This is a genomic window from Stenotrophomonas sp. YJH_SMC_4 (assembly GCF_059371575.1).
On sequence record NZ_JCAFUR010000003.1, the window covers coordinates 111309 to 132931 of the forward strand.

The 21623-nt window shown below is 67.5% G+C and carries 20 protein-coding genes and 1 pseudogene; 5 read left to right on the top strand and 16 right to left on the bottom strand.

The window, feature by feature from the left end; genetic code table 11:
- Positions 1–29: 29 nt before the first annotated feature.
- Together AC5P9F_RS06555 and hisS are read right to left on the bottom strand one after the other, a co-directional pair.
- Entirely contained in the window at positions 30–338 is a 309-nt protein-coding gene (locus tag AC5P9F_RS06555) for a YerC/YecD family TrpR-related protein (RefSeq protein ID WP_005416326.1), read from the bottom strand.
- 404 nt (positions 339–742) lie between these two features.
- On the bottom strand, positions 743–2137 hold the full coding sequence (hisS, locus tag AC5P9F_RS06560; RefSeq protein WP_005413164.1) for a histidine--tRNA ligase: 1395 nt from the start codon (positions 2135–2137) through the stop codon (positions 743–745).
- A 126-nt stretch (positions 2138–2263) separates the two neighbouring features.
- On the opposite strand from hisS, the gene AC5P9F_RS06565 reads away from it, so the two are divergent.
- Entirely contained in the window at positions 2264–3016 is a 753-nt protein-coding gene (locus AC5P9F_RS06565; RefSeq protein WP_005409422.1) for a Crp/Fnr family transcriptional regulator, read from the top strand.
- 102 nt (positions 3017–3118) lie between these two features.
- Here the strand turns inward: AC5P9F_RS06565 and thrC are convergent, their stop codons facing one another.
- The 5 genes from thrC to AC5P9F_RS06590 form a co-directional block, all read right to left on the bottom strand.
- Positions 3119–4405, bottom strand: coding sequence for a threonine synthase (gene thrC, locus AC5P9F_RS06570; protein ID WP_049461202.1), 1287 nt, complete (start codon positions 4403–4405; stop codon positions 3119–3121).
- A gap of 29 nt (positions 4406–4434) precedes the next feature.
- The gene (locus tag AC5P9F_RS06575) at positions 4435–5349 is read right to left on the bottom strand and encodes a homoserine kinase (RefSeq protein WP_005409420.1); all 915 of its coding nucleotides are present in this window, start codon (positions 5347–5349) and stop codon (positions 4435–4437) included.
- On the bottom strand, positions 5346–7850 hold the full coding sequence (gene thrA / locus AC5P9F_RS06580; RefSeq protein ID WP_099497634.1) for a bifunctional aspartate kinase/homoserine dehydrogenase I: 2505 nt from the start codon (positions 7848–7850) through the stop codon (positions 5346–5348). Before thrA ends, AC5P9F_RS06575 begins: the two co-directional genes overlap by 4 nt.
- Positions 7851–8207: 357 nt before the next feature.
- Entirely contained in the window at positions 8208–9158 is a 951-nt protein-coding gene (locus tag AC5P9F_RS06585) for a DMT family transporter (protein WP_099497633.1), read from the bottom strand.
- Between the two features lie 119 nt (positions 9159–9277).
- Positions 9278–9976: a helix-turn-helix domain-containing protein gene (locus AC5P9F_RS06590; RefSeq protein ID WP_099497632.1), complete on the bottom strand. Its 699-nt coding sequence runs from the start codon at positions 9974–9976 to the stop codon at positions 9278–9280.
- 81 nt (positions 9977–10057) lie between these two features.
- Between AC5P9F_RS06590 and AC5P9F_RS06595 the strand changes: the two genes are divergently transcribed.
- Positions 10058–10837 carry a DUF6491 family protein gene (locus tag AC5P9F_RS06595; protein WP_043035071.1) on the top strand — a complete coding sequence of 260 codons (780 nt, stop codon included), beginning with the start codon at positions 10058–10060 and terminating at the stop codon, positions 10835–10837.
- Here AC5P9F_RS06595 and AC5P9F_RS06600 read toward each other — a convergent pair.
- The 3 genes from AC5P9F_RS06600 to AC5P9F_RS06610 form a co-directional block, all read right to left on the bottom strand.
- Positions 10834–11886: a linear amide C-N hydrolase gene (locus AC5P9F_RS06600; RefSeq protein ID WP_012480021.1), complete on the bottom strand. Its 1053-nt coding sequence runs from the start codon at positions 11884–11886 to the stop codon at positions 10834–10836. The two genes, AC5P9F_RS06595 and AC5P9F_RS06600, sit on opposite strands and share 4 nt — an antisense overlap.
- Before the next feature lie 69 nt (positions 11887–11955).
- On the bottom strand, positions 11956–12369 hold the full coding sequence (locus AC5P9F_RS06605; protein WP_005409414.1) for a DUF6691 family protein: 414 nt from the start codon (positions 12367–12369) through the stop codon (positions 11956–11958).
- The gene (locus tag AC5P9F_RS06610; protein WP_043035070.1) at positions 12366–12803 is read right to left on the bottom strand and encodes a YeeE/YedE family protein; all 438 of its coding nucleotides are present in this window, start codon (positions 12801–12803) and stop codon (positions 12366–12368) included. The genes AC5P9F_RS06605 and AC5P9F_RS06610 overlap by 4 nt, the downstream gene beginning before the upstream one ends.
- 86 nt (positions 12804–12889) lie before the next feature.
- Here AC5P9F_RS06610 and AC5P9F_RS06615 point away from each other — a divergent pair, with 86 nt between their 5' ends.
- Complete coding sequence (locus AC5P9F_RS06615) at positions 12890–13210, top strand: ArsR/SmtB family transcription factor (RefSeq protein WP_043035069.1); 321 nt, start codon at positions 12890–12892, stop codon at positions 13208–13210.
- A 15-nt stretch (positions 13211–13225) separates the two neighbouring features.
- Here the strand turns inward: AC5P9F_RS06615 and AC5P9F_RS06620 are convergent.
- The 5 genes and pseudogenes from AC5P9F_RS06620 to AC5P9F_RS06640 form a co-directional block, all read right to left on the bottom strand.
- A pseudogene (locus AC5P9F_RS06620) lies at positions 13226–13648 on the bottom strand (BLUF domain-containing protein).
- An 83-nt stretch (positions 13649–13731) separates the two neighbouring features.
- On the bottom strand, positions 13732–14865 hold the full coding sequence (locus tag AC5P9F_RS06625) for a hybrid sensor histidine kinase/response regulator (protein WP_043035068.1): 1134 nt from the start codon (positions 14863–14865) through the stop codon (positions 13732–13734).
- The gene (locus AC5P9F_RS06630; RefSeq protein ID WP_005409409.1) at positions 14862–15437 is read right to left on the bottom strand and encodes a chemotaxis protein CheB; all 576 of its coding nucleotides are present in this window, start codon (positions 15435–15437) and stop codon (positions 14862–14864) included. Before AC5P9F_RS06630 ends, AC5P9F_RS06625 begins: the two co-directional genes overlap by 4 nt.
- Positions 15437–16261 (bottom strand): CheR family methyltransferase, encoded by an 825-nt coding sequence (locus AC5P9F_RS06635; RefSeq protein WP_005409408.1) that lies wholly within the window; start codon positions 16259–16261, stop codon positions 15437–15439. The genes AC5P9F_RS06630 and AC5P9F_RS06635 overlap by 1 nt, the downstream gene beginning before the upstream one ends.
- Positions 16258–19359 (bottom strand): hybrid sensor histidine kinase/response regulator, encoded by a 3102-nt coding sequence (locus tag AC5P9F_RS06640; protein ID WP_012480016.1) that lies wholly within the window; start codon positions 19357–19359, stop codon positions 16258–16260. Before AC5P9F_RS06640 ends, AC5P9F_RS06635 begins: the two co-directional genes overlap by 4 nt.
- Before the next feature lie 151 nt (positions 19360–19510).
- On the opposite strand from AC5P9F_RS06640, the gene AC5P9F_RS06645 reads away from it, so the two are divergent.
- The gene (locus tag AC5P9F_RS06645) at positions 19511–20674 is read left to right on the top strand and encodes a two-component system sensor histidine kinase NtrB (protein ID WP_394253808.1); all 1164 of its coding nucleotides are present in this window, start codon (positions 19511–19513) and stop codon (positions 20672–20674) included.
- Complete coding sequence (locus AC5P9F_RS06650) at positions 20664–21023, top strand: response regulator (protein WP_012480014.1); 360 nt, start codon at positions 20664–20666, stop codon at positions 21021–21023. The genes AC5P9F_RS06645 and AC5P9F_RS06650 overlap by 11 nt, the downstream gene beginning before the upstream one ends.
- A gap of 31 nt (positions 21024–21054) precedes the next feature.
- On the opposite strand, the gene AC5P9F_RS06655 is transcribed toward AC5P9F_RS06650, so the two are convergent.
- Entirely contained in the window at positions 21055–21621 is a 567-nt protein-coding gene (locus AC5P9F_RS06655) for a TetR/AcrR family transcriptional regulator (RefSeq protein ID WP_005409404.1), read from the bottom strand.
- Between the last annotated feature and the right edge of the window lie 2 nt (positions 21622–21623).

The following is a 21623-nucleotide window of genomic DNA, read 5'->3' on the forward strand; positions in this document are numbered from 1 at the left end:
AGGTCTCGAAGTTCGGAACGGGGCGCGGATCAGCGCGAGGCAAGGCGGTCGATGGCGGCGGCATAGCCTCGATGGCCATGCTCAAGGGTGCGTGCCACCCGTCCGGTGGTGGTCACGCTGACGCCGGTGCGCTCGTGGATCTCGCGGTACGGCACGCCCTGCTGCAGCAGCGGCACCACCTTCCAGCGGTCGGCCATGGCTTCCAGCTCGGCCGGTGTGCACAGATCGCGCAGGAAGGCCTCGACCTGTTCCGGCTCGCGCAGGGCGGCAAAGGCCCGGGCCAGGGCCTCAAGGTCGGCCTTCGGGTCTTTGGCGGCAATTTCGGGGCGGGCTTTCACGGGGTCGTTTCCATGCATCAATGTAATAGCGCGTTAGTACATTAGCGCATTCTTGCGCACTGCGTCAAATCTGGGGGGATTTGTGGGCAGGGCTGCGCCCTGCACCCGCTAGATGCCGAAGCGACGTCAAATGCTGGATGGCTGAGGGTTGGCGGGGTGGGTCCGGTGGCAGGGGACGCCGTAAACCCGTCCATGGGGGCTTGTCCGCGGCATCCATGCCGCGGACACCCCTGCCTCCGGCCCCACCCCGCCGTCGACAGTTTCCTGCGAGCTGTTGGAACAGCAAGGGGTCGGATCCGTTTTCCGAAGGAAAACGGCTCTGACCCCGGAACGCGGCCCGGAAACGAAAACGCCCACCGGGTGGTGGGCGTTTCGTGGCGTGTCGGCGTGCGGCCAACCGGCCGTTACATCACCTTCGACTGCTCCAGCTCGACCTGCAGGGTGCTGGCCAGCTCGTCGCGGGAGACTTCGAACTGCTGCTCGCGCAGCAGGTCCTTCACTGCCACCACGCCGCGCGCCAGCTCGTCCTCACCGGCCAGCACCACGAAGCGGATGCCGGCCTTGGCGGCGTACTGGAACTGCTTGCCGATCTTCTTCGGCTCCATCTGCACTTCGGTGTTGATGCCACCGGCGCGAAGGCGGCGCGCGATGTCCAGCGACTGCGGCATGCCCTGCTCGTCCATCAGCGCCACCAGCGCCTGCACGCTGCTGCCCTCGATGCCATCGATCAGGCCGGCTTCGCGCAGCTGCCAGAACAGGCGCGACAGGCCGATGGAGATGCCCACGCCCGGCAGCTTCGACTTGCTGTAGTGGCTGGCCAGGTCTTCGTAGCGGCCGCCCGAGCAGATCGAACCGATCTGCGGGTGGTCGGTCAGCGTGGTCTCGTAGACGGTACCGGTGTAGTAGTCCAGGCCGCGCGCAATGGAGAAATTCAGGCAGTACGCGGTTTCCGGCACGCCCAGCGCCTGCACCAGCTGCAGCACTTCGCGCAGTTCGGCGACGCCGGTACGCAGGATCTCCGAAGAACCGGCGTCGGCTTCAAGCGTGGCCAGCTGCGCCAGTGCATCGGCATGGCCCTGCGAACGCACGGCCACGAACGCCAGGATCTTCTCGACCTGCTCGGCCGGAATCTCGAAGCCCTCGCCCACCAGCGTCTCGCGCACGTAATCGGCGCCGCGCTTGTCCAGCTTGTCCACTTCGCGCAGCACTGCCAGCTGGCGCTCGCCCTCGGCCACGCCCAGGCTCTCGAAGAAGCCACGCATCAACTTGCGGTTGTTCAGCTGGATGCTGAAGTCACCGATGCGCAGTTCCGAGAACACCGCGTGGATGACCGCCAGCACTTCGGCGTCGTATCGCACGCTCAGGCTGTCCTTGCCGATCACGTCGATGTCGCACTGGTAGAACTCACGGAAGCGGCCGCGTTGGGCGCGCTCGCCGCGGTACACCCGCTGCATCTGGTAGCGACGGAACGGGAAGGTCAGTTCATGCTCGTGCTCGGCCACGTAGCGCGCCAGCGGCACGGTCAGGTCGAAGCGCAGCGCCATTTCCGGCAGCGAACGGTCACCCGATTCGGCGGCGTTGGCCAGCGCACCGGTGGACTGCACGAAATACACCTGGCGCTCGGTCTCGCCACCGGACTTGGTCAGCAGCACGTCGGACAGCTCGAACACCGGCGTCTCCACCGGCAGGAACCCGAAGCGCTCGTAGTTGCGACGGATCACGTCCAGCATGCGCTGGAACGCAATCTGCTCGCGCGGCAACAGTTCAAGGGTGCCGGGCGGGGTACGGGGCTTGATCACGGGCGGAACTCCTGCTGGAACGGGACGTGGGAGGGGGCGACATTCTAGCGCCCCCGCCTCGGGCAGGGTCGAACGGCCGCTTGAAGTATCATAAGGCCCTCCCCGCCCGCGATACGCCCCCGCAACATGTCACGGCCTTCCGGCGCTCCGCCCGCCACCAACGATCCCGCCTCGCCGTCCTGCAACACGCTGGACTGCCTGCACTGCTCGGTTCGCCACCTTGCGGTGTGCTCGGCGCTGTCGCCCGATGAAGTGCAGGCACTGGAACAGGTCACCGTTTCCCAGCAGGTCAGCATGGGCAGTACCCTGGCCCGCACCGGCGAAGAGCGCGACCATGTCTATACATTGACCGGCGGTGCCCTGCGCCTGGTGCGCACCCTGGCCGATGGCCGCCGCCAGATCAATGGCTTCGTGCTTCCTGGCGACTACCTGGGCCTGAGCGGCAGTGACCACCACCGCTACGATATCGAGGCCATCGCAGACAGCCGCGTATGCCGTGTCGCGCTGCCGCAGATGAAGGCGCTTCGCAGCCGTTTCCCGCACCTGGAACGCAAGCTGCTGCAGCGTGCCTGCCAGGAGCTGGACGCCGCCCAGGATGCCGCGCTGGCACTGGCGCGGCTGCAGCCGGCCGAGAAAGTGGCCGACTTCCTGCTGCGCCTGGCCGCGCGCGAGGCCAAGCTGGGTGGCGATGGCCTGCGCGTCTCGCTACCGATGGGGCGTGGCGACATCGCCGACCATCTGGGCCTGACCATGGAAACGGTCAGCCGTACCTTCACCAAGCTGCGCCAGCAGGGGTTGATCGCCCTGCCCCACCTGAACGTGGTGGAGATCCTCGACGAGGACGGGTTGCGCACGCTGGCCGGTGAAGGGTTGATCTGACCGCATCGCGGTTGGCTGGGTTGCCGGCCAGCGGCCGGCACTACCAGGTGGACGCAGCACGGGTAGTGCCGGCCGCTGGCCGGCAACCACGTCCATCTCCGGTCAACGCAGCAACACCTCGCGCAACGCCGCATACTCCGCGGCCAACGGTTCCGCGTGCGCGGGCCGCTGCAGCAACGCATCCAGCGCAGGCGGCACCGCCACCGTTTCGCCGATCAGCGGCTCGACCACGGCCTCGAACTTAGCCGGGTGCGCCGTGGCCACCACCGCCCAGTCGCCCTTGGCGCCGCGCGCACGCAGGTCCTGCAGCACCTTCACCGCTGTGGCCGTATGCGGGCAGAACAGTTCGCCGTTGCTGGCATGCGCCGCCGCAATCGTCGCGCGGATGGTCACGTCATCCACCGCGAACGCGCGGAACGCAGCGCGCAGCTCGGCGTCATCTCCGAGGTAAAGCCAGCGCAGGCGTTCAAAGTTGCTGGGCGCCCCCACATCCATTGCGTTGGCAACCGTGGCCACACTGGCCTGCGGCTGATAGTCGCCACCGTTGAAGTACGCCGGCAGCACCGCATTGGCATTGGTCGCCAGCACGATCTGCCCGATCGGAACGCCCAGCGCGCGCGCCAGCACTGCGGCCATCGCATTGCCCAGATTGCCGGTCGGCACCACCAGGTTGAGCCGACGACGATGCGCTGCGTAATGGGTCAACGCCGCATGTGCGTAGTAACTCATCTGCGGCAGCAGCCGGCCCAGGCTGATGCTGTTGGCCGAGCTGAGCGGCACCTGCGCCTGCAGGTCACGGTCGGCCAGCGCCTGCTTGACCATGGCCTGGCAATCGTCAAACGCCCCGGCCACACGCAGCGCCTGGATGTTGTCGCCGAAGCAGCCAAGCTGATGCGCCTGGCGCGGTGACACGCGGCCATCCGGGTACAGCACCACCACACGCACGCCCGGCTGGCGGTGGAAGGCTGCCGCCACGGCGGCACCGGTATCGCCAGAGGTGGCGACAACGATCGTCAGGTCGCGGTCCTTGCCGGCCTGCAGCCGCGACAGTGTTCCGGCCAGGAAGCGCGCACCGATATCCTTGAACGCCGCCGTCGGCCCATGGAACAGCTCCAGCACATGGTCACCGCCGCCCAGTGCACGCAGCGGCACCGGAAAGTCGAACGCCTCGCGGCAGATCGATGGCAGCGCCGCCTCCAGAGCATCACCTGCGAAGAACGGTGCCAGCAGATCGGCGGCGGTATCGGCCAGCGTTGCGCCGGCCCGCAGCTCACGTGGCGCCGGCAGCACCTGCGGAACATACAGCCCTCCATCGGGCGCCAATCCTGCAGCGATCGCCGCACTGAGGCCAACGGCCGGGGACTGACCCCGGGTCGAAACAAATTGCATGGGTTCGGTATCCAGTAAAGGGGAAGGATTCAGCACAAACGGGCTCCCGCTGCATCCAGCGGCGACACCCAGGCATCGCTGTCGAAACCGGCGGCGGCAAATGCCGCCTGCACCGGTGCGGCAGCGGCGCGGGCCTGGTCGGCGTCCTCGAACCAGGCGAACACGCTGGGTCCGGCACCGGAGATGCCCGCACCCATTGCATGGGCCGACAGCGCCGCATCGCGGGCTGCTTCGAAACCTGCAATCAGGCCGGCCCGCCGTGGTTCGACCAGCACATCGCGCAATCCAGCCCGCACCAGCGCCGCATCACTACGATGGCAACCACTGAGTACCAGCGCGAGGTTCGCACTCTGTGCCACGAATTCACCCAGCGCGTAGCTGCCCTGCAGCACCTGGCGCGCACGGCGTGTTTCCAGCACCGCGTGCGGATGCACCAGCAGGCTGTGCCAGGCCGCCGGCACAGGAATTGGCAGCAGGCGGTCGGCCGTACACAGCGCAAGACCACCCAGCAGCAGCGGCCCCACGTTGTCGCCGTGGCGGCCACCGCTGGCCACTGCCTCGCCATCGAGCGCAAACGGATACAGCGCCTCACGCGACAGCGGTGCATCCAGCAGCGCGTTGCCGGCAACCAACGCCGCAACGCATGACGCTGCCGAACCGCCCATGCCGGAACCGAACGGAATGCCCTTGTCGATCTCCACCGCGAATCCGAAATCCAGGCCCAGGCCTTCGCGCAGTGACGTCAGCGCAGCGCCGGCGGTGTTCCCGGCTGCCTCCAGCGGCAGCTCGACCGCACTGCCACGGATCGCCTCGATGCGCACCAGCGGTTCATCGATGCGGCGCACGGTCACGGTATCGCCAACACCGGCGATGGCATGACCAAGAATGTCGAAGCCCACCGCCACGTTGGCCACCGAGGCCGGCGCGAACGCACGTGCGATCACAGGCGCGCTCCTTCACCGGCCGCGACCCGCAGCAGGTCGGCAAACACACCGGCGGCGGTGACTTCCGGGCCGGCGCCCGGACCCTGCACCACCAACGGGTTGTCGCAGTAGCGACGGGTACGGAACTGCACCACGTTGTCGGTCAACCGAAGGTTGGCGAAGGCGTGGTCGGCGGGCAGTTCCTGCAGGCCCACCGAGGCACCGTCAGCGCCCAGCTGTGCCACGTAGCGCAGCACCGCGCCACGCGCCCGCGCGTCCTGCAACCGCTGCAACAGGCTGGCATCGGACTCGCCCAGCCGCGCCATGAAGTCATCCACGCTGCCGTCGCGCAGCAGCGCCGGCACCAGGCTTTCCACCTGTACCTGTTCCAGGCTGAGCGCGTGGCCGGCCTCGCGGGCGAGGATCACCAGCTTGCGCGCCACGTCCACGCCCGAAAGATCATCGCGCGGGTCCGGCTCGGTGTAGCCCATCGACCGCGCCTGCGCGACCAGCTGCGAGAACGGCTGACTGCCGTCGAAGCGGTTGAACAGCCACGCCAGCGTGCCGGAGAAGATGCCTTCGATCGCCAGCACCTCGTCGCCCGTATCGACCAGATCACGCAGCGTGGTGATCACCGGCAGGCCCGCGCCCACCGTGGCTTCGTAGCGGAAGCGCGCACCACTGGCCGCCGCAGCAGCACGGATGCGCTGGTAGCGCGGCAGCGGGCCAGCACCGGCCTGCTTGTTCGGGGTCACCACGTGGATGCCGGCGGCCAGCCAGCCCTCATAGCGCTCGGCCACGTCGGCGCTGCCACTGCAGTCGATCACCACCGCATGCGGCAGGTGCGCGGCCAGCAGGTGTTCGGTGAAGCGATCCAGGTCGCTGGGCTCGCCCGCGTCCTGCAATGCCTCCCGCCAATCGGCGTGCAGGCCATCCACTTCCAGCCGCATGCGCGAACGCGAGGCCAGCGCGCGCAGGCGAAGATCCACATTGGCCTTGGCCAGCAGCTGCGGGCGGGCCGCCAGCAGCTGGTCCAGCAGTGCCGCGCCGACGTTGCCCGGCCCGATCACACCGACCGCGAACGTCTGCGGCGACAGCCAGAAGCCCGCATGTGCGGCCCGCAATGCGCGGGTGGCATCGGCACTGTCCACCGCCACAGAAATATTGCGCTCCGACGAGCCCTGCGCGATCGCCAGGATGTTCACCTGCGCGCGTCCCAGTGCCTCGAACAGGCGCGCCGCCACACCGGGCTGGCCGGCCATGCCGTCACCCACTGCCGCCAGCACGCTGACGCCCTCACTGACCTGCACGCGCTGCACCTGCCCTACCGACAGTTCATGCGCGAACGCGTGCAGCAGTGCCTCACGGCCACGCGCCGCTTCGGCGGCGCGCACCACGCAGCAGATCGAATGCTCCGACGACCCCTGCGAGATCATCACCACCGACACCTGCGCCTGGCGCAGCGCCGCGAACACGCGCTCGGCGGTACCGGGTACGCCGATCAGGCCGGTGCCCTCCAGGTTCAACAGGGCCAAGCCGGGGCTCAGGGTCAGGCCCTTCACCGGCCCGCGCGGCGAGCGCTCGGCGCTGATGCGCGTCCCCGGATGCGCCGGCTGGAACGTATTGCGGATGAAGATCGGCAGGCCGAGGCGGATCGCTGGCGACATCGTCTGCGGGTGCACCACCTTGGCGCCGAAATAAGCCAGCTCGCAGGCCTCGTCGTAGCTCAGTGATTCCAGCTGCACCGCTTCGGGCACCAGTCGCGGGTCGGCCGACAGCACGCCGTCGACGTCGGTCCAGATGTGCAGTTCATCGGCATTGAACAACGCGGCGAAGATCGCGCCGGAATAGTCGCTGCCATTGCGGCCGAGCGTGGTGATGCGGTCATGGCGGTCACGGGCGACGAAACCCGTGGCAACCACCCGCGGCTGGGGATGCTGCAGGCGCCACTTGGCCAAGCGGTCGGCACTGGCTTCCCAGTCGACATCCACACCCAGTTCGCCATGGCCGACCACCAGCACATCGCGCGCATCCAGCACCGCGCAGTCTTCGCCCAGCGCCTGCAGGTGGGTGCCAAGCAGCTGCGCGGAGAATACTTCGCCCAGGCCCTGCACGCGGTCGAGTACTTCGCGCGGCAGCTCGCCGATCACCGCCAGCGCCGCCAGCACTTCGGCCAGTTGATCGAAGCGGGCGTCGATCCATTCGACGGTCTCGCCCACCTGCTCGCCCAGCAGGGCCACGGCGGCGCCACGGTGACGCGCGCGCAGCGCATGCCAGGCCTCGCGCCAGCCTTCGTCGCCCTTGGCCGCCAGCTGGGCCAGTTCGATCAGCGCGTCAGTGACGCCCTTCATTGCCGAAACGACAGTGACCTGCAGCGATTCGGGACGGGCCAGCAGCAGGCCCGCAACATGGCGGTAGCGTTCGGCATCGGCCACCGAGGTGCCGCCGAACTTGTGCACGACGATGGACGGTGCAGCCAGATCGGCCGGGGCAACGGGATGAGCGGGGGCGTGGGAAGACATGCAGACCTCGGCAGGAGGCCCCGTCGCATGCAGGTGTCGAGTTTCCCCGCCACCTGTATGGTGCGGGGCCGTGGTTTTCGGGAGTTACACGAAGACGACGGGCCGCACCAGGGCAGTGGTGACGGTGGTGGTGGTAATGGTGGTGGTGGCGACCGGCGCAGTCGAACGGCCCGCAGTGGCGGGAGCGATCAGGCTGGCGTGGGCGGCATCAGGAACCATGACGCACAGAAAACACTGTGCGCCGGCCTGCTGTCAAGTGCTGCGATGCAAAAAACCAGTGCCGCGATCATCGCTCAACGTGCCGGCATTTGGTTGCATCTGAGACCAAGGCGGCATCAGCACGCTTGACGCATGCATTCAGCCAGCATGTTCGGCGATCGCCCGTGGAGTACGATGGGCATGCGCGCACAGCATCACGCCGGCCATCAGGAACACGATCGCCAGCGCTTCCAGCAGCGAAGGCCAGCGCTGCTGCCAGGCGAAGGCATACACCAGCGCGAACAGCGTCTCGAACACGATCATCTGGCCGGTCAGGGTCAGCGGCAGCAGGCGGCTGGCGCGGTTCCAGAACGCATTGCCGAGGATCGAGGCCACCACCGCCACACCGGCGCTGATTGCCCAGAAGCCACTCCACTGCGCGGCCGTGTGCCCGCTGGTGTGGCCGATGAAGGCCATCGGCACCAGCAGCAGGGCCAGGCCGCCGGTGGTGACGCCGGCCAGCAGCGACCAGTCGTGGCTCGACAAGTCCGGTCGACGCGCCAGCCAGCGGCTGTTGCCGATCGAGTACAACGCCCACGAGAACAGCGCGCCGAACGCGCACAGCAGGCCGATCAGGCGCTGCCGCCACGGGGTTGCCAGGTGCTCGGACATCAGTGCTTCCCAACCAACCAGGGCCACGCCCAGCACGCACAGGCCCAGTGCCGGCAGCAGCTGCTTCAAAGGCACTGCACCCTGTTCGCGCACGCCGACCAGGGTGACCACCACCGGAATCAGGCCGACAATCAGCGAGGCCGCCGCACCGCCAGCCCACTGCACCGCCGTGGCCAGCAGCAGGAAGTACACCAGGTTCCCGGCCAGGCTCAGCCACAGCAGCCCGATCCATTCGGCGCGACCCAGCCGCGGTGCCAGCCGCTTCCAGCGCGGGAGCAGCAGTACTATGGCGATCAGGCCGTAGACCAGATAGCGGCCGGCCGACAATTGCAGGGCGTTGAACGACTGCAGCACGGCGGGCGCGAGGAAGACCACGCCCCACAGCGCGCCAGCGGCAACGCCATTGGCGATGCCCAGGGCCATCGGGTTGTTGCGCATTCGGGTTCTTCGGGGGGAGAGAACAGGCCGCGCAGTGTAAGCGCTGGCCAGCGGGCGCTCTTGACCGAGGCTATTGCCCTGACCGGCCGCGCGTGCGCAAAGCCGAGCGTGGCTCGACCCTACAGTCCGGCGCCCCGGCGCCACGCTGCGGGAGTCTGGCCGCACTCGCGGCGCAGCGCACGGGTCAGTGCGCTCTGCTCGGAATAGCCCGCGGCCAGCGCGATATCGCTGATCGGCGCCACGCTGGTGCGCAGCTGGTGCTTGGCCCAACGCAACCGGCTTGCGCTGAGCCAGGCCTGCGGGCTGAGCCCGAACTCCTGCCGTAACAGCGCATGCAAACGGCTCTCGCTGACCCCGACGAACGCCGCCATGCGCGCCACCGGCCACGCCTGCCCGAGGTCGGCCTGGACCGCCGCACACAGACCCTGCATGCGCGCGCCACTGCCAGCAGGCGCAAATACCTGCAGCAACTGCGGCAGCAGCGCCGGCATCGGCTGCCCTGCCTGCACTTCAGCCAGGCGTCGGCGCAATGCCAGCGGCAGATGCAGCCAGCGCTGCCGGCACAGATGCTCCTGCGTGCCGTCATCAAGTACGCCCGGAGGACAGTCAACGATCACGAAACCATTGGGACCATCAGCCATCTGGTCATGCGCCTCACCGGCGGCCACGAATGCCCCCTGCAGCACGTCCAGCCGACCTCCGCGGCCTTCCATTTCGAACTGCAGTTCACCCTGCACTGGCAGCACCCACTGCGCGTAGTCATGGCGGTCCAGGCCGGTGGCCTGGCCGTAGTGCCGCAGATGGAAGATGGCGCCCATGCGGGCAGTGTGCGCGTGTAACAACGGCCGTGCAAACCGTTGCTATAGTCGATCCGTCATCCAACGCAGGGAGTGCAGGACATGACCCATCAGCAGGTGTCCCTGGCGCTCGCCACCGGCCTCGGCCTGGCGCTCGCAGCTTCGGTCTCCGCACAGGCGCGTACGCCACCGGCTCCGCACTGCATGAACGCTGTCGGCGTACAGGAAGTGGAGCAGGCATCACCGCGCTCGATCGCACTGCGCGCCGCCTCCGGCCAGCCCTTTCGGATCGACTTCAACGAAGATTGTCCCGGCGTCCGCAGTGCCACCTCGCTGAAACTGGAAGCCCCCGCCGGCTGGGCCTGCGGCCGCCCCAGCGAACGCGTCGTGGTCGACGGCCGCCAATGCACCATCAGCGCAGTCACCCCGCTGCAGAATCGCGACTATGCCAGCGTCGCCCGCGACAGCGAGCGCCTGCGCACCGCTACCCTGCCTGCCGTGACCATCCGCGAACGCAAGGAGGTGCGTCGCAGCTTCGGCGGCTCACCGTCCTACTGCTTTGCCACGCGCAACGTGCGTGCCTGGTCATCCGACCCGCAGGGCATGCTGGTGGAGACCAACCCGCGCCGCAATGGCGGCCATCGCTACTACCGGGTAGAACTCGGCAGCCACTGCCGCCAGCTCGACCGCACGCCGCAGCTGAGCTTCCACTCGGGCCTGCAGAACGGCCTGATCTGTGGCAATCCCGGCGATCGGATCATGACTGCCGAATTCGAGACAGACGATCTGCGCGGTGAAAGCATCGCCCCGCTGCCGCAGTACACGCGCGGCAGCTGCACGATCCAGGCGGTCTACCCGGCCTCCAGCCAGGCGTCGAACTAACCGTCGACGCCGAGGAAGGCGAACGGTGCGCTGGGCACGAACTGGCCCAGTGCATCACCGGCGAAGGTATTGCGCTGGTCCTTGCCGAGGTCGAGCTTGAGTACCTTGCCGGCGAAATCGACCTTGTTCAGATCGACCCAGAAGGTGTTCGGGGTCAATGCCGATTCGAAGAAGTACAGCCGCCGCTTGTGGTCGGCCACGGTGCGCCAGCGCGTGGATGAGATGTTCGGCTCACCCGGCGTGGTGATGCCATACGGCACCGACGCGTTGCGGATCACGCTGAACACGCTGGCCAGGGCCTCCACCGGATCCTCGGCCTTGGGAATGGCGTTGATGTAGAACGAGGCGCGCGCGAAACGGTCAGCAGAGCGGTTGGTGCCCGGCAGCATCACCGTGCCGCCGATCTGCTGCCAGTAGCTGTTGAGCGCCAGCTGCTGCTCGAAGATCGGCGAATTGGTCATCACCTGGTAGCGCCGGTCATGGTGGATCACCTGGCGGCCGCCGATGTACTCGACGATGGCACTGTCGCCGCTGGCATCGGACAGCGAAAGGTGCAGCGTCGCCTGCCGATCTTCACCGGGCACCTTGTCGGTGACGATCGAGTACGGCTCGCGCTTCAACGCGGCGACCGCCTCTTCCACGGTAGCGAAGTTGTCCAGCACATACTGCGCCCACAGCGAAATCGCCAGGCCCGGCTTGTTGCCACGCTGCTGCGGATACTCCGATTCGACCAGCCACAGCAGGTTGGCCACCAGGCCCTTTTCGTTCATGCCATCGGTGGTCGACACGTCGTAGCCGGTGGCCACCACCGAGCCGTAGCGCGCGGTCCACGCCAGCGACTTCGGGCCGGCCTGGCCGGTGCGCGCAATGCCGCGCGGCAGTATGTAGAGGTTGGTCGCCACATCGACCTTCCAGTCCATCGAGCGCGCGGTGATCACATCGCCGTTGTCACCCAGGTACACCGCGCGCGTGCAGGCCAGTGCCGGTGCCACGGCTGCGGCCAGCGCGACCGCCAGCATTCCCCTTCCCATCCACTTCATCCGTGCCATGTCGTTGCACTCCTTTTCCCCGTGATCCGAAGATAGGACCCCAGGCAGGGTGAGACAGGGGTGAAAGCCTCAACGGACGAAGCGGTCGTGCAGCCAGAATCCTGCAAGCATCGAAGGCACGAACCACAGGGCTTCGCGCGACGCCACGGCCACCCCGGCGATGGCCGGGCCTGGGCAATAGCCCGCCCAGCCCCAGCCGATCCCGAACAGCGCGGCACCCAGCAGCAGGCGAGCATCCACACGCCGGGTAACAGGCAGCCGGAAGCGGTCTGCGTACAGCGGCTGCTGTCGCCGCAACACCCACCGCTGCCCGATCGCGCTGACCAGCAGCGCCGAGCCCAGCACCCACAGCAGCGTGGGATCGAAGTCACCGGTGATGTCGAGGAAGCCGAGGACACGACGCGCGTCGGTCATTCCCGAAAGTGCCAACCCCATGCCAAACAATGCGCCCGCCGCGCCGGCGGCCCAGACTGCGCGGCTCATGTTGGGCCTCCGCCATGACGGACCAGGAAGGTGGTCAGCATCGCGCAGGCCATGAACACCAGCACGGCCGCCAGCGATCGCTTCGAAGCGCGGGCCATGCCGCACACACCGTGACCGCTGGTGCAGCCGTTGCCCAGCCGCGTACCGAAGCCGACCAGCAGGCCGGCTCCCATCAACTGCCATGCCGGCAGCGCATCACGCAGCAGCGCACGCGGCGATGCCTCGGGCACCGATTGCCACCACAGCACCAGCCCCGCCGATGCGGTCAGGCCGGCCAGGAAGGCCCAGCGCCAGGCACGCTCGCCCTTGCCTGCGCGCAGGCTGCCTGCGGTGATGCCGCTGATGCCCGCCACGCGTCCGATGGTGGCGAGCAACAGCACCGCGGCGGCGCCGATCAACGCACCACCTGCCGCCGCACTCCATGGCAGGTTCATGCCCTGCCCTCTTCGCTGCCGTACATGGGATTGCCCATTTGTTTAGATTATTCTAAATTAGATCATTCTAAACAAAATGGTCAACCATGGCCCGGACCCAGCTCGACAGCGCCGCGATGGCCGAACACGCGTCGCAGGCAGCCACGCTGCTCAAAAGCCTGGCCCACCCGGCCCGGCTGCGGGTGCTGTGCCGCCTGGTGGAAGGTGAAGCGTCGGTACCGGAACTGCAGGCACTGACCGGCCTGAGCGCATCGGCGTTGTCACAGCATCTGGCGGTGCTGCGCGGACTGGATATCGTGGCGACCCGGCGCGAAGCGCAGGCGATCCACTACCGGGTTCTTGAAGGGCCCGCACTGGGCGTGCTGCAGGCGCTGCATGCGGCGTACTGCGGTGCTGCTTCGCGCTGAATCCGGCGCAGACCATCAGCCTGCGTGCAGCGCCGGCTGCACCACCTGACCGAGCAGGTCCACTGGCGTCGGTGCCAAACGATCGCCCTGCAGGCGCCGGGAGAATCCGGACCGGTCACTGCAGGAAAGCTGGCGCAGCATTGACGCGTCGACCGGCAGCGAACGCATCGGCCAATAGGGAAACTGGCGCTGGCCCAGGCGGCCGCGTCCCAGTCCGGTGATGTCGATGTGGCTTCCTGCCTGCAGGATGCACTCTTAGATCGATGCCATCCGGTGGCCCCTCGATGTACTGCAGGAAACGCTCGCCATCACGCAGCAGCACGCCGGTCACCCTGCCAGCTTGTTGAATCGTGCCGCGTCCTCCACCAGCCGATGCAGGCACTCGGCGGACAGGTCCGGCAGCGCCCGGCTGACGTAGGCGATGGCGCGCAATGGCATGGCGCTTCCCTGACAGAATAGGCGCCCACGCTGGCAGTTGCGGACCAGTCCGCCTCAGTCCGCCGAAACGCTGGCCGAAGCGTTCAGGTTGCCGCCAAGACCGTGCCGTCGCAGCGTCGTGGCAGCATTGCCTCGAACACCACCTGGCCCGCTTCGTTGCGGGCCGCAATGCGCCCGCCGTGCGCGCGGACGAACTGATCGACGATGTACAGGCCCAGGCCCAGGCCCTTGCTCTGGTGGAAGCTGGCCTTGAACGGTTCGAACAGTCGCGGCAACAGCGCGTCATCGATCCGGCCGGCGTTGCTGACCCGCAGCAGTACGCCGCGCGGGTCGCGCCCATCCACCTCCACCCTCGCCTCGCTGCCATGGGTCAGCGCATTGCCGACCAGGTTGGCGGCGACCTGGCCAAGGCGATCCAGATCGCCCTGCAGCCGCGTGTCTCCCTGCAGGTCCAGGTGGATCCGGTCCGCCCCATGCGCGCTGCCCGCCTCGGCGACTACCGCGCGCGTCACGTCGGCCAGATCGCAGGCACTTGCCTCCAGCCTCAGGCCACCGCTGCGGATCCGCGAAAAATCCAGCAGCTGCTCGACCATCCGCGCCATCCGCAGGGTGCTGGCTTCCAGGTACTGCAGGGTCTGCTGCGCGCCTGCGTTGTCTTCCGGAAGCTCCAGCGCCAGCTTGTCGGCACACAGCAGGATCGCCGACAACGGCGTGCGCAGGTCGTGGGTCAAAACGGCAGCCATCGTCTCGTTGAGCTTCAGCGCGCGCTCCAGTGCCTCGTTGCGCGCCTTCAGCAGCTGCCGCTGCTGGTACAGCTCGATGAAGACGTTGACCTTGCTCAGGATCACCTGCGGCGCCACCGGCTTGTGCAGGAAATCGACCGCACCGCTTTCGTAGCCCTTGAACACGCGCAGGGGATCATCCGGAGAGGCGGTCAGGAAGATGATCGGCACGTCGCGGCTGCGATGCGAACCGCGCATCAGTTCGGCCAGGGTGAAGCCATCGATCTCCGGCATGTGCACGTCAAGCAGGGCCAATGCCACCTCGTGCTCGAGCAGCAGCTCCAACGCCTGCGCGCCCGAGCCGGCCAGCAGCAGGTTGACCCCTTCGCGCTGCAGCAGGGCCTGCATGGCTACCAGGTTCTGCGGCACGTCATCGACGATCAGCAGGTTGACCGGGGTCCGCGACTGCGCAGGTTCCGGTGGCAACAGGTTCATGCAAACAACTCCTTCAGGCGGCGACACATCAGTTCAAGGGGCAGCACGGCATCGGCGCCGGCGTACTGCAGGGCGGAAGCGGGCATCATCGACGCCTCGGCTTCCTCGGGACATTGCAGCCAGGCATGGCCACCGGCACGGCGCACGGCGGCAACGCCCTCGCTGCCATCACTGCTGGCACCGGTCAGCAGCAGGGCCAATACCTGCGCGCCGAACACCGCCGCAGCGGAGTCGAACAGCGGATCGATGGCCGGACGGGAAAACAGCACCGGTGCATCCACCGACAACGCCACCGCCCCCTCGTCCTCCACCAGCAGGTGGTAATCCGGCGGCGCGAACGTCACCGTGCCCGGCTGCAACGGCTGCTTGTCTTCGGCTTCGCGCACCGGCAACGCGCAGTACGGCGCCAGCACCTCGGCGATGCGGCTGGTACGGTCACGCGGCAGGTGCAGCACGGCCAGTACCGGTACCGGCAGCTTCGCCGGCAGTGCACCGAGCACCGCCTGCAGGGCCGCCACGCCACCGGCGGACGCGCCGATCACCAGCACGGCCGGACGCACCGGCAGCGTCATCAGGCCACCTTCCGGTACAGGCGGTGCTCTCGCGAACAGACCTCGAAGGCATCGTGGTGGCACCCGAACTGCAGCGACTCCTTGCTGCCCAGGCCAAGGAAGCCCCGGTGCACCAGCGCTTCGCGGAACAGGCCGACGGCACGATCCTGCAGGTCGCGGTTGAAATAGATCAGCACGTTGCGGCACGACACCAGGTGCACTTCGGAGAACACGGTATCGGTGGCCAGGCTGTGGTCGGCGAACACCACGTTGCGGCGCAGTTGGCGGTCGAACACCGCACCATCGTAGGCGGTGGCGTAGTAGTCCGACAGCGACGCGGTGCCACCGGCGGCCAGGTAGTTGCGGCTGAACTGGGCCATCCGGTCGATGCCATAGGCGCCCGCCTCGGCGGTGGCCAGCGCGGCCGGATTGATGTCGGTGGCATAGACGATGCTGCGCTCGAGCAGGCCTTCCTCATGCAGCAGGATCGCCAGCGACCACACTTCCTCGCCCGTGCTGCAGCCGGCCACCCACAGCTTCACCGAGGGATAGGTACGCAGCACTGGCACCACCTGCTCGCGCAGCTCACGGAAATACGCAGGGTCACGGAACATCTCCGAGACCTGCACAGTGAAGAACTGCATGGCCTGGGCGAACAGGTCCGGCTCGTGCAGCAGCCGGTACTGCAGGTCGACCAGCCGCTCGCACTCATAGCGCTGCATCGCCTGGCGCATGCGTCGGCGCAGCGACGACACCGCATAGCTGCGGAAATCGTAGTGGTAGCGCTGGTACAGCGCCTCCAGCAGGACCTTCAGTTCGAGGTCGAACAGCGCCTGTTCGTTCATTGCCGCGAGCACCAGACCCGGCACAGCGAGACCAGCTTGTCGACGTCGATGGGCTTGGCGATGTAATCGTTGGCGCCCGCCTGCAGGCAACGCTCACGGTCGTCCGGCATGGCCTTGGCAGTCAGCGCGATGATCGGCAGGTCCTGCAGGTGACGCTGCGCGCGGATCTCGCGCATCGCGGCCAGGCCATCCTTCTCCGGCATCATGATGTCCATCAGCACCAGGTCGACTTCGCGCTCGGCCAGGCGGTCCACTGCCTCCTGCCCATTGCGCGCGATCTCCAGCGTCACACCCAGCGGCTCGAGCACGCTGGACAGCGCAAAGATGTTGCGCACGTCGTCCTCGGCCAGCAGTACGGTGCGTCCATCGAGCACGGTGTCGCGACGGCGCGCCTCGCGCAGCAGGCGCTGCTGGTCGGTGGGCAGGCTGGCTTCCACGCTGTGCAGGAACAGGGTGACTTCATCCAGCAGGCGCTCGGGCGAACGCGCGCCCTTGATGATGATGCTCTTGGAATAGCGGCGCAGGCGCTGTTCTTCCTCGCGACCGAGCGCGCGGCCGGTATAGACGATCACCGGCGGGAAGCCGACGTCATCGTTGCCGGCCATGTGTTCGAGCAGGTCGTAGCCGCTGCCGTCAGGCAGTGACAGGTCCATCACCATGCAATCAAAGGTGACCGTGCTGAGCTGCTCCAGCGCGCCAGCAAGCGTTCCCACGGCGACGATCTGCAGCTGATCACGGCCCAGCAGCAGTTCCAGGTTGTGGCGCAGCTCGCTGTCGTCCTCGACGATCAGCAGGCGCCGCACGTCGCGCTGGCTGGTCTGTTCCAGCTGCTCGATGGCGCTCACCAGGCGCTCGCGCGTGGTCGGCTTGATCGCGAACCCGATCGCGCCGAGCTCGCGCGCCACCTGGCTGCGGTCCGTTGCCGAGACCACGTGCACAGGGATATGGCGGGTATCGGGGTTGCGCTTCAGGCGCTCCAGCACGCTCAGGCCGGACACGTCCGGCAGGCCGATATCGAGCAGGATGCCGTTCGGTCGCAGTTCGCCGGCCAGGGCCAGCGCCTCTTCGGCCGTCCCGGCCACCACGCAGTCGAAATCCAGTTCATGGGCCAGGGCCACCAGCGCTTCGGCGAACGTAGCGTCGTCCTCGACGGCCAGGATCAGGCGGCCCGGGTGCTGGCGACGACCGCGGTCGTCGGCCACGCTGGGCACCGTCGTCGTCGGCGCCACCGGAGCCCTTGCTGGCACCTGCATCGCCGGCACAGCGGCCGCGACCGGCGAGGCCACGGGGGCTGCGGCGATGTCCGCGGCGCTCGACGCGGGCGCGCCCTGCAACGGCAGTTCCAGAATGAAGCAGCTGCCACGGCCCGGTTCGCTGTCGACCTGGATGCTGCCGCCCATGCGCTCGGCCAGATCGCGCGAGATCGACAGCCCCAGGCCGGTGCCACCGTAGCGGCGACGGGTGCTGCCATCGGCCTGGCGGAAGGCTTCGAAGATGACCTGCAGCTGCTCGCGGGCAATGCCGATACCGCTGTCGCAGACCTCGAAACGGATGCGCCCCTGGCCGGCCGCGCGCACGTGCAGGCTGACCTTTCCATGCTCGGTGAACTTCACCGCATTGGCCAGCAGGTTCTTCAGGATCTGCTGCAGGCGCTGGCTGTCGACCACCAGCTGGCTCGGCGCCAGCGCATCGGCCTCGATCTGCAGGGCCAGGCCCTTCTGCCGCGCCATCGGCTCGAAAGTCTCGCGCAGGCGCTGCAGCACGCTGTCGGTCACCACCACTTCATCAGCCAGCTCGACGTGGCCGGCCTCGATGCGCGACAGGTCCAGGATGTCGTTGATCAGCGCCAGCAGATCGTTGTTGGACGACAGGATCGCACGCGCATACTTCACCTGTTCTTCGGTGAGCGTGCCGTCCTTGTTGTCGGCCAGCAGCTTGGCCAGGATCAGCGAGCTGTTCAGCGGCGTGCGCAGTTCGTGCGACATGTTGGCCAGGAACTCGGACTTGTAGCGCGATGTCGCGGCCAGTTCGTTGCTGTTGCGCACCAGCTGGCTCTGCGCGACCAGCAGTGCCTGCTTCTGCGCCTCCAGCTCGTGGGTCCGCTCTTCCAGCTGGACGTTGCTCTGTTCCAGCTCGGCCTGCTGTTCTTCCAGATGGCTCTGCGACTGCAGCAGGCTGCGGCTCTGCTCTTCCAGTTCCTCATTGGCCACGCGCAGCTCTTCCTGCTGGGCCTGCAGCTCCTCGCCCTGGCGCTGCGATTCCTCCAGCAGCACCACCAGTTGTGCGCGCAGCAGCGATGCACGCAGCGCCATGCCGATGGTCTCGGCGCAGCGCTCCAGCAGCTCGCGATCCAGGTCGCGCTGCGCACCCGCCCGGGCGCGTCCCAGCTCGACGATGCCTACCACGGTGCCGTCACTGCTGATCGGCGCCAAGATGCGCTCGCGCACCGGCAACCGCCCCAGGCTGGTCTGCAGTTCAAGTACGGCGTCGTCGCTGCCCTCCAGGTGACGGATGCACTCATCCCGCGCCACCTGCCCGGCCACGCCCTCCTGCAATGCCAGCGACGCCGGCATGCCGGACGGCAACGCCAGGCCGCCGGTCAGCTGCAGTCGTCCGCCTTCCAGCCGGTACACGGCGCCGACGTCGGCCTCCAGTTGCGCGCCCAGGCTGGTGGCTGCCGCCTCGGCAATCTGCTCCGGGCCGAGGTCGCCGCGCAGGCTCATCGCTACCGCGTTCTCGGCCTCCTGCAGCCACAACGCCCGCATTGCGTCCCGGCGTGCCTGGATCGCGCGGGAGACGATCAGCGCGATCATCAGGAACGCACAACCACCGATGCTTCGGTTGACCAGCGAGAACGCCGAGTTCGAGCTGGCCGGGGCGATGTTGAAACCGATGACCAGCAGGACGCAGGCGAGCACAGCCACGATGAACGGCGCGCGCGCACTGCGCTGGAACACCGTGACGCCCACGGCCAGGAAATACGCCAGCCATACCGCATAACCGAGCGGTACCACCAGCTCCAATGCGATGGTCGCAGCCAGCAGCACGGCGGACGTCATCCAGATCCAGCGGTCACGCGTAGTCGCACCAGGACGCATGCAGGTCGGTTCCAGAACAAAAAGGGTGGGTGATGGTACTCCGTGTCGTATTCAGCCGCACAGGACAAATGGCACGTGTCCCGCCTCCACGCCTCCTTCACACTTGAATGCCTAGCTTCACGTCCCTCACAGGGGTAACACTTATTTTTACGTGGACGCTGCCGCCTCTACGACGTCCGTGCTGACGGACCCTTCCCGCCAACTGCGACTGCTGATCGACAGCGTGCGCGACCATGCGCTGTACCTGCTTGATCCGGATGGCATCGTCTGCAGCTGGAACCCGGGTGCGGAGCGCATCAAGGGCTATTCAGCCGATGAAGTGGTGGGCACCCACTTTGGTCGCTTCTACCTGGCCGCCGACCGCGAGGCAGGAGAACCGCAACGCCTGCTCCGCCATGCAGCGCAGCATGGCCACGTTGCCAATGAGGGCTGGCGGGTACGCCGCGATGGCTCGTCGTTCCGTGCCAGTGTTGTCATCGAGCCGGTGATTGAAGCGGGTGAGCTGCTCGGCTACGTCAAGATCACCCGCGACATCACCGAGCAGTGGCAGGCACAGCGCCTGCTGCGTGATGCCCAACGAGCGCTGCGCAATACCCAACAGTTCGAGGCCGTCGGCCGACTCAGCCGCGGCCTGTCGCATGAGTTCAACAACCTGCTGACCACCATCGGCAACGCACTTGACCTGCTGTCCCTGCGCGTTGGCGGTGACGATGCGCGCGCCGCCGAGCTGCTCGATGCTGCGCAGAGCGCGACCGATCGTGGTGCGCTGCTGACCCGCCAGCTGCTGGCGTTCAGCACTGGCCAGACCCTGATCCGCGAACCACTGGATATCAACGTGTTGATACAGCAGTGGCTGCCGGACCTGCAACGCGCCTGCCCGTCCACGGTGATGCTGGATGCCCAGCTGGCACCCGGCCTGCCTGCGGTCAACACCGATGCGGCGCAGCTGCAGACGGCGCTGGCCAATCTGGTCGCCAATGCCGCCGATGCTACCCTTGAAGGCGGTCGCATCCTGATCGGCACCGCGCTGGAGCATCGCCTCGACCCGGACGCGGACTCCACGCTGCAACGTGGCTATGTCACCCTCAGCGTCTGCGATGAAGGCCACGGGATGGCGGCCGACATCGCCGAACGGGCCACCGAGCCCTTCTTCACCACCAAGGACATCGGCAAAGGCAGCGGCCTGGGCCTGAGCCAGGTGTTCGGATTCACTACCCAGAGCGGCGGCTTCGTCGACGTGTCCACCACGCCCGGTGTCGGCACCACGGTCAGCCTGCTGCTACCCGCAATGGAGGACCCTGCCGATGACCGATGACCCGATCCGCGTACTGATGGTGGAAGACCAGACCGATCTGCGTGAAATGATCGGCCTGGCCCTGCGCGAACTCGGCATCGATGTGGCCACGACCGCCGATGGCCACGAGGCGGCGGAACTGCTCAAGGGCGAAGCACGTTTCGACGTGGTGTTCAGCGACGTCAGCATGCCCAACGGCATGTCCGGCATCGAGCTGAGCGAGCATGTGGCACGCGAACAGCCGCAGGCACGGATGATCCTCTCGTCCGGCTATGCCCGTTCGCAGCTGCCGCCGCTGCCCGAGCAGGTGGAGTTCCTGCCCAAGCCCTATCGCCTGCGCCAGCTGGTGCAGTTGCTCAGGCAGGCGTAAGCCACGGCGCCCCCGCAGGAAACCCCTGCGGTCAACCCATCATCGCCCCCCGCTGGAACGACGCCAGCAGCGTAGAGGCTGCCGCTGCCGGCGCCAGCCGACCGCGTGCCAGTGACCAGGTGATGCCGTAGAAACAGCTCCAGTAGAAGTCCGCGAGCCACACCGCGGTGAAACCGACGTTGAACTCTCCGGCCGCCTGACCCCGCAGGAAGAAGGCCTCGAAGCGCTCGCCGATCGGCGCCCAGCGCTCCGGCAGCAGGTGCAGGTCGCCCAGGCGCTGCTGTTCTTCCATCATCCGTGCGAACAGCAGCGTCACCAGCTCCCAGTCCGCCAGCAGCGTGGCGGTGACCTGCTCCAGCACGTGGCGTGCATCACCGCCCTGGTCGAACCAGGCCGCCGCCGCTTCCACGCGCTCGAAACCGGCCGCGAACAGGGCCTCGTCGATCGCCTCCCGGGTAGGCGCAAACCGGTACAGGGTCGCGCGGCTGATGCCCGCCCCGCGCGCGAGTTCGCTGAGGGTGCAGCGTGGATGGCTGACCAGGGTGGCCGCCAGCGCATGGGGCAGGTCGCGTCGTGTACGTGCTGCGGCAGGTCGCATGA

Excerpts from the sequence above, each read along its gene's own strand:
- AC5P9F_RS06565 (WP_005409422.1), top strand. The coding sequence starts at position 2,264 with ATGTCACGGCCTTCCGGCGCTCCGCCCGCCACCAACGATCCCGCCTCG.
- thrC (WP_049461202.1), bottom strand. The coding sequence starts at position 4,405 with ATGCAATTTGTTTCGACCCGGGGTCAGTCCCCGGCCGTTGGCCTCAGT.
- thrA (WP_099497634.1), bottom strand. The coding sequence starts at position 7,850 with ATGTCTTCCCACGCCCCCGCTCATCCCGTTGCCCCGGCCGATCTGGCT.
- AC5P9F_RS06585 (WP_099497633.1), bottom strand. The coding sequence starts at position 9,158 with ATGCGCAACAACCCGATGGCCCTGGGCATCGCCAATGGCGTTGCCGCT.
- AC5P9F_RS06590 (WP_099497632.1), bottom strand. The coding sequence starts at position 9,976 with ATGGGCGCCATCTTCCATCTGCGGCACTACGGCCAGGCCACCGGCCTG.
- AC5P9F_RS06595 (WP_043035071.1), top strand. The coding sequence starts at position 10,058 with ATGACCCATCAGCAGGTGTCCCTGGCGCTCGCCACCGGCCTCGGCCTG.
- AC5P9F_RS06600 (WP_012480021.1), bottom strand. The coding sequence starts at position 11,886 with ATGGCACGGATGAAGTGGATGGGAAGGGGAATGCTGGCGGTCGCGCTG.
- AC5P9F_RS06605 (WP_005409414.1), bottom strand. The coding sequence starts at position 12,369 with ATGAGCCGCGCAGTCTGGGCCGCCGGCGCGGCGGGCGCATTGTTTGGC.
- AC5P9F_RS06610 (WP_043035070.1), bottom strand. The coding sequence starts at position 12,803 with ATGAACCTGCCATGGAGTGCGGCGGCAGGTGGTGCGTTGATCGGCGCC.
- AC5P9F_RS06615 (WP_043035069.1), top strand. The coding sequence starts at position 12,890 with ATGGCCCGGACCCAGCTCGACAGCGCCGCGATGGCCGAACACGCGTCG.
- AC5P9F_RS06625 (WP_043035068.1), bottom strand. The coding sequence starts at position 14,865 with ATGAACCTGTTGCCACCGGAACCTGCGCAGTCGCGGACCCCGGTCAAC.
- AC5P9F_RS06630 (WP_005409409.1), bottom strand. The coding sequence starts at position 15,437 with ATGACGCTGCCGGTGCGTCCGGCCGTGCTGGTGATCGGCGCGTCCGCC.
- AC5P9F_RS06635 (WP_005409408.1), bottom strand. The coding sequence starts at position 16,261 with ATGAACGAACAGGCGCTGTTCGACCTCGAACTGAAGGTCCTGCTGGAG.
- AC5P9F_RS06640 (WP_012480016.1), bottom strand. The coding sequence starts at position 19,359 with ATGCGTCCTGGTGCGACTACGCGTGACCGCTGGATCTGGATGACGTCC.
- AC5P9F_RS06650 (WP_012480014.1), top strand. The coding sequence starts at position 20,664 with ATGACCGATGACCCGATCCGCGTACTGATGGTGGAAGACCAGACCGAT.
- AC5P9F_RS06655 (WP_005409404.1), bottom strand. The coding sequence starts at position 21,621 with ATGCGACCTGCCGCAGCACGTACACGACGCGACCTGCCCCATGCGCTG.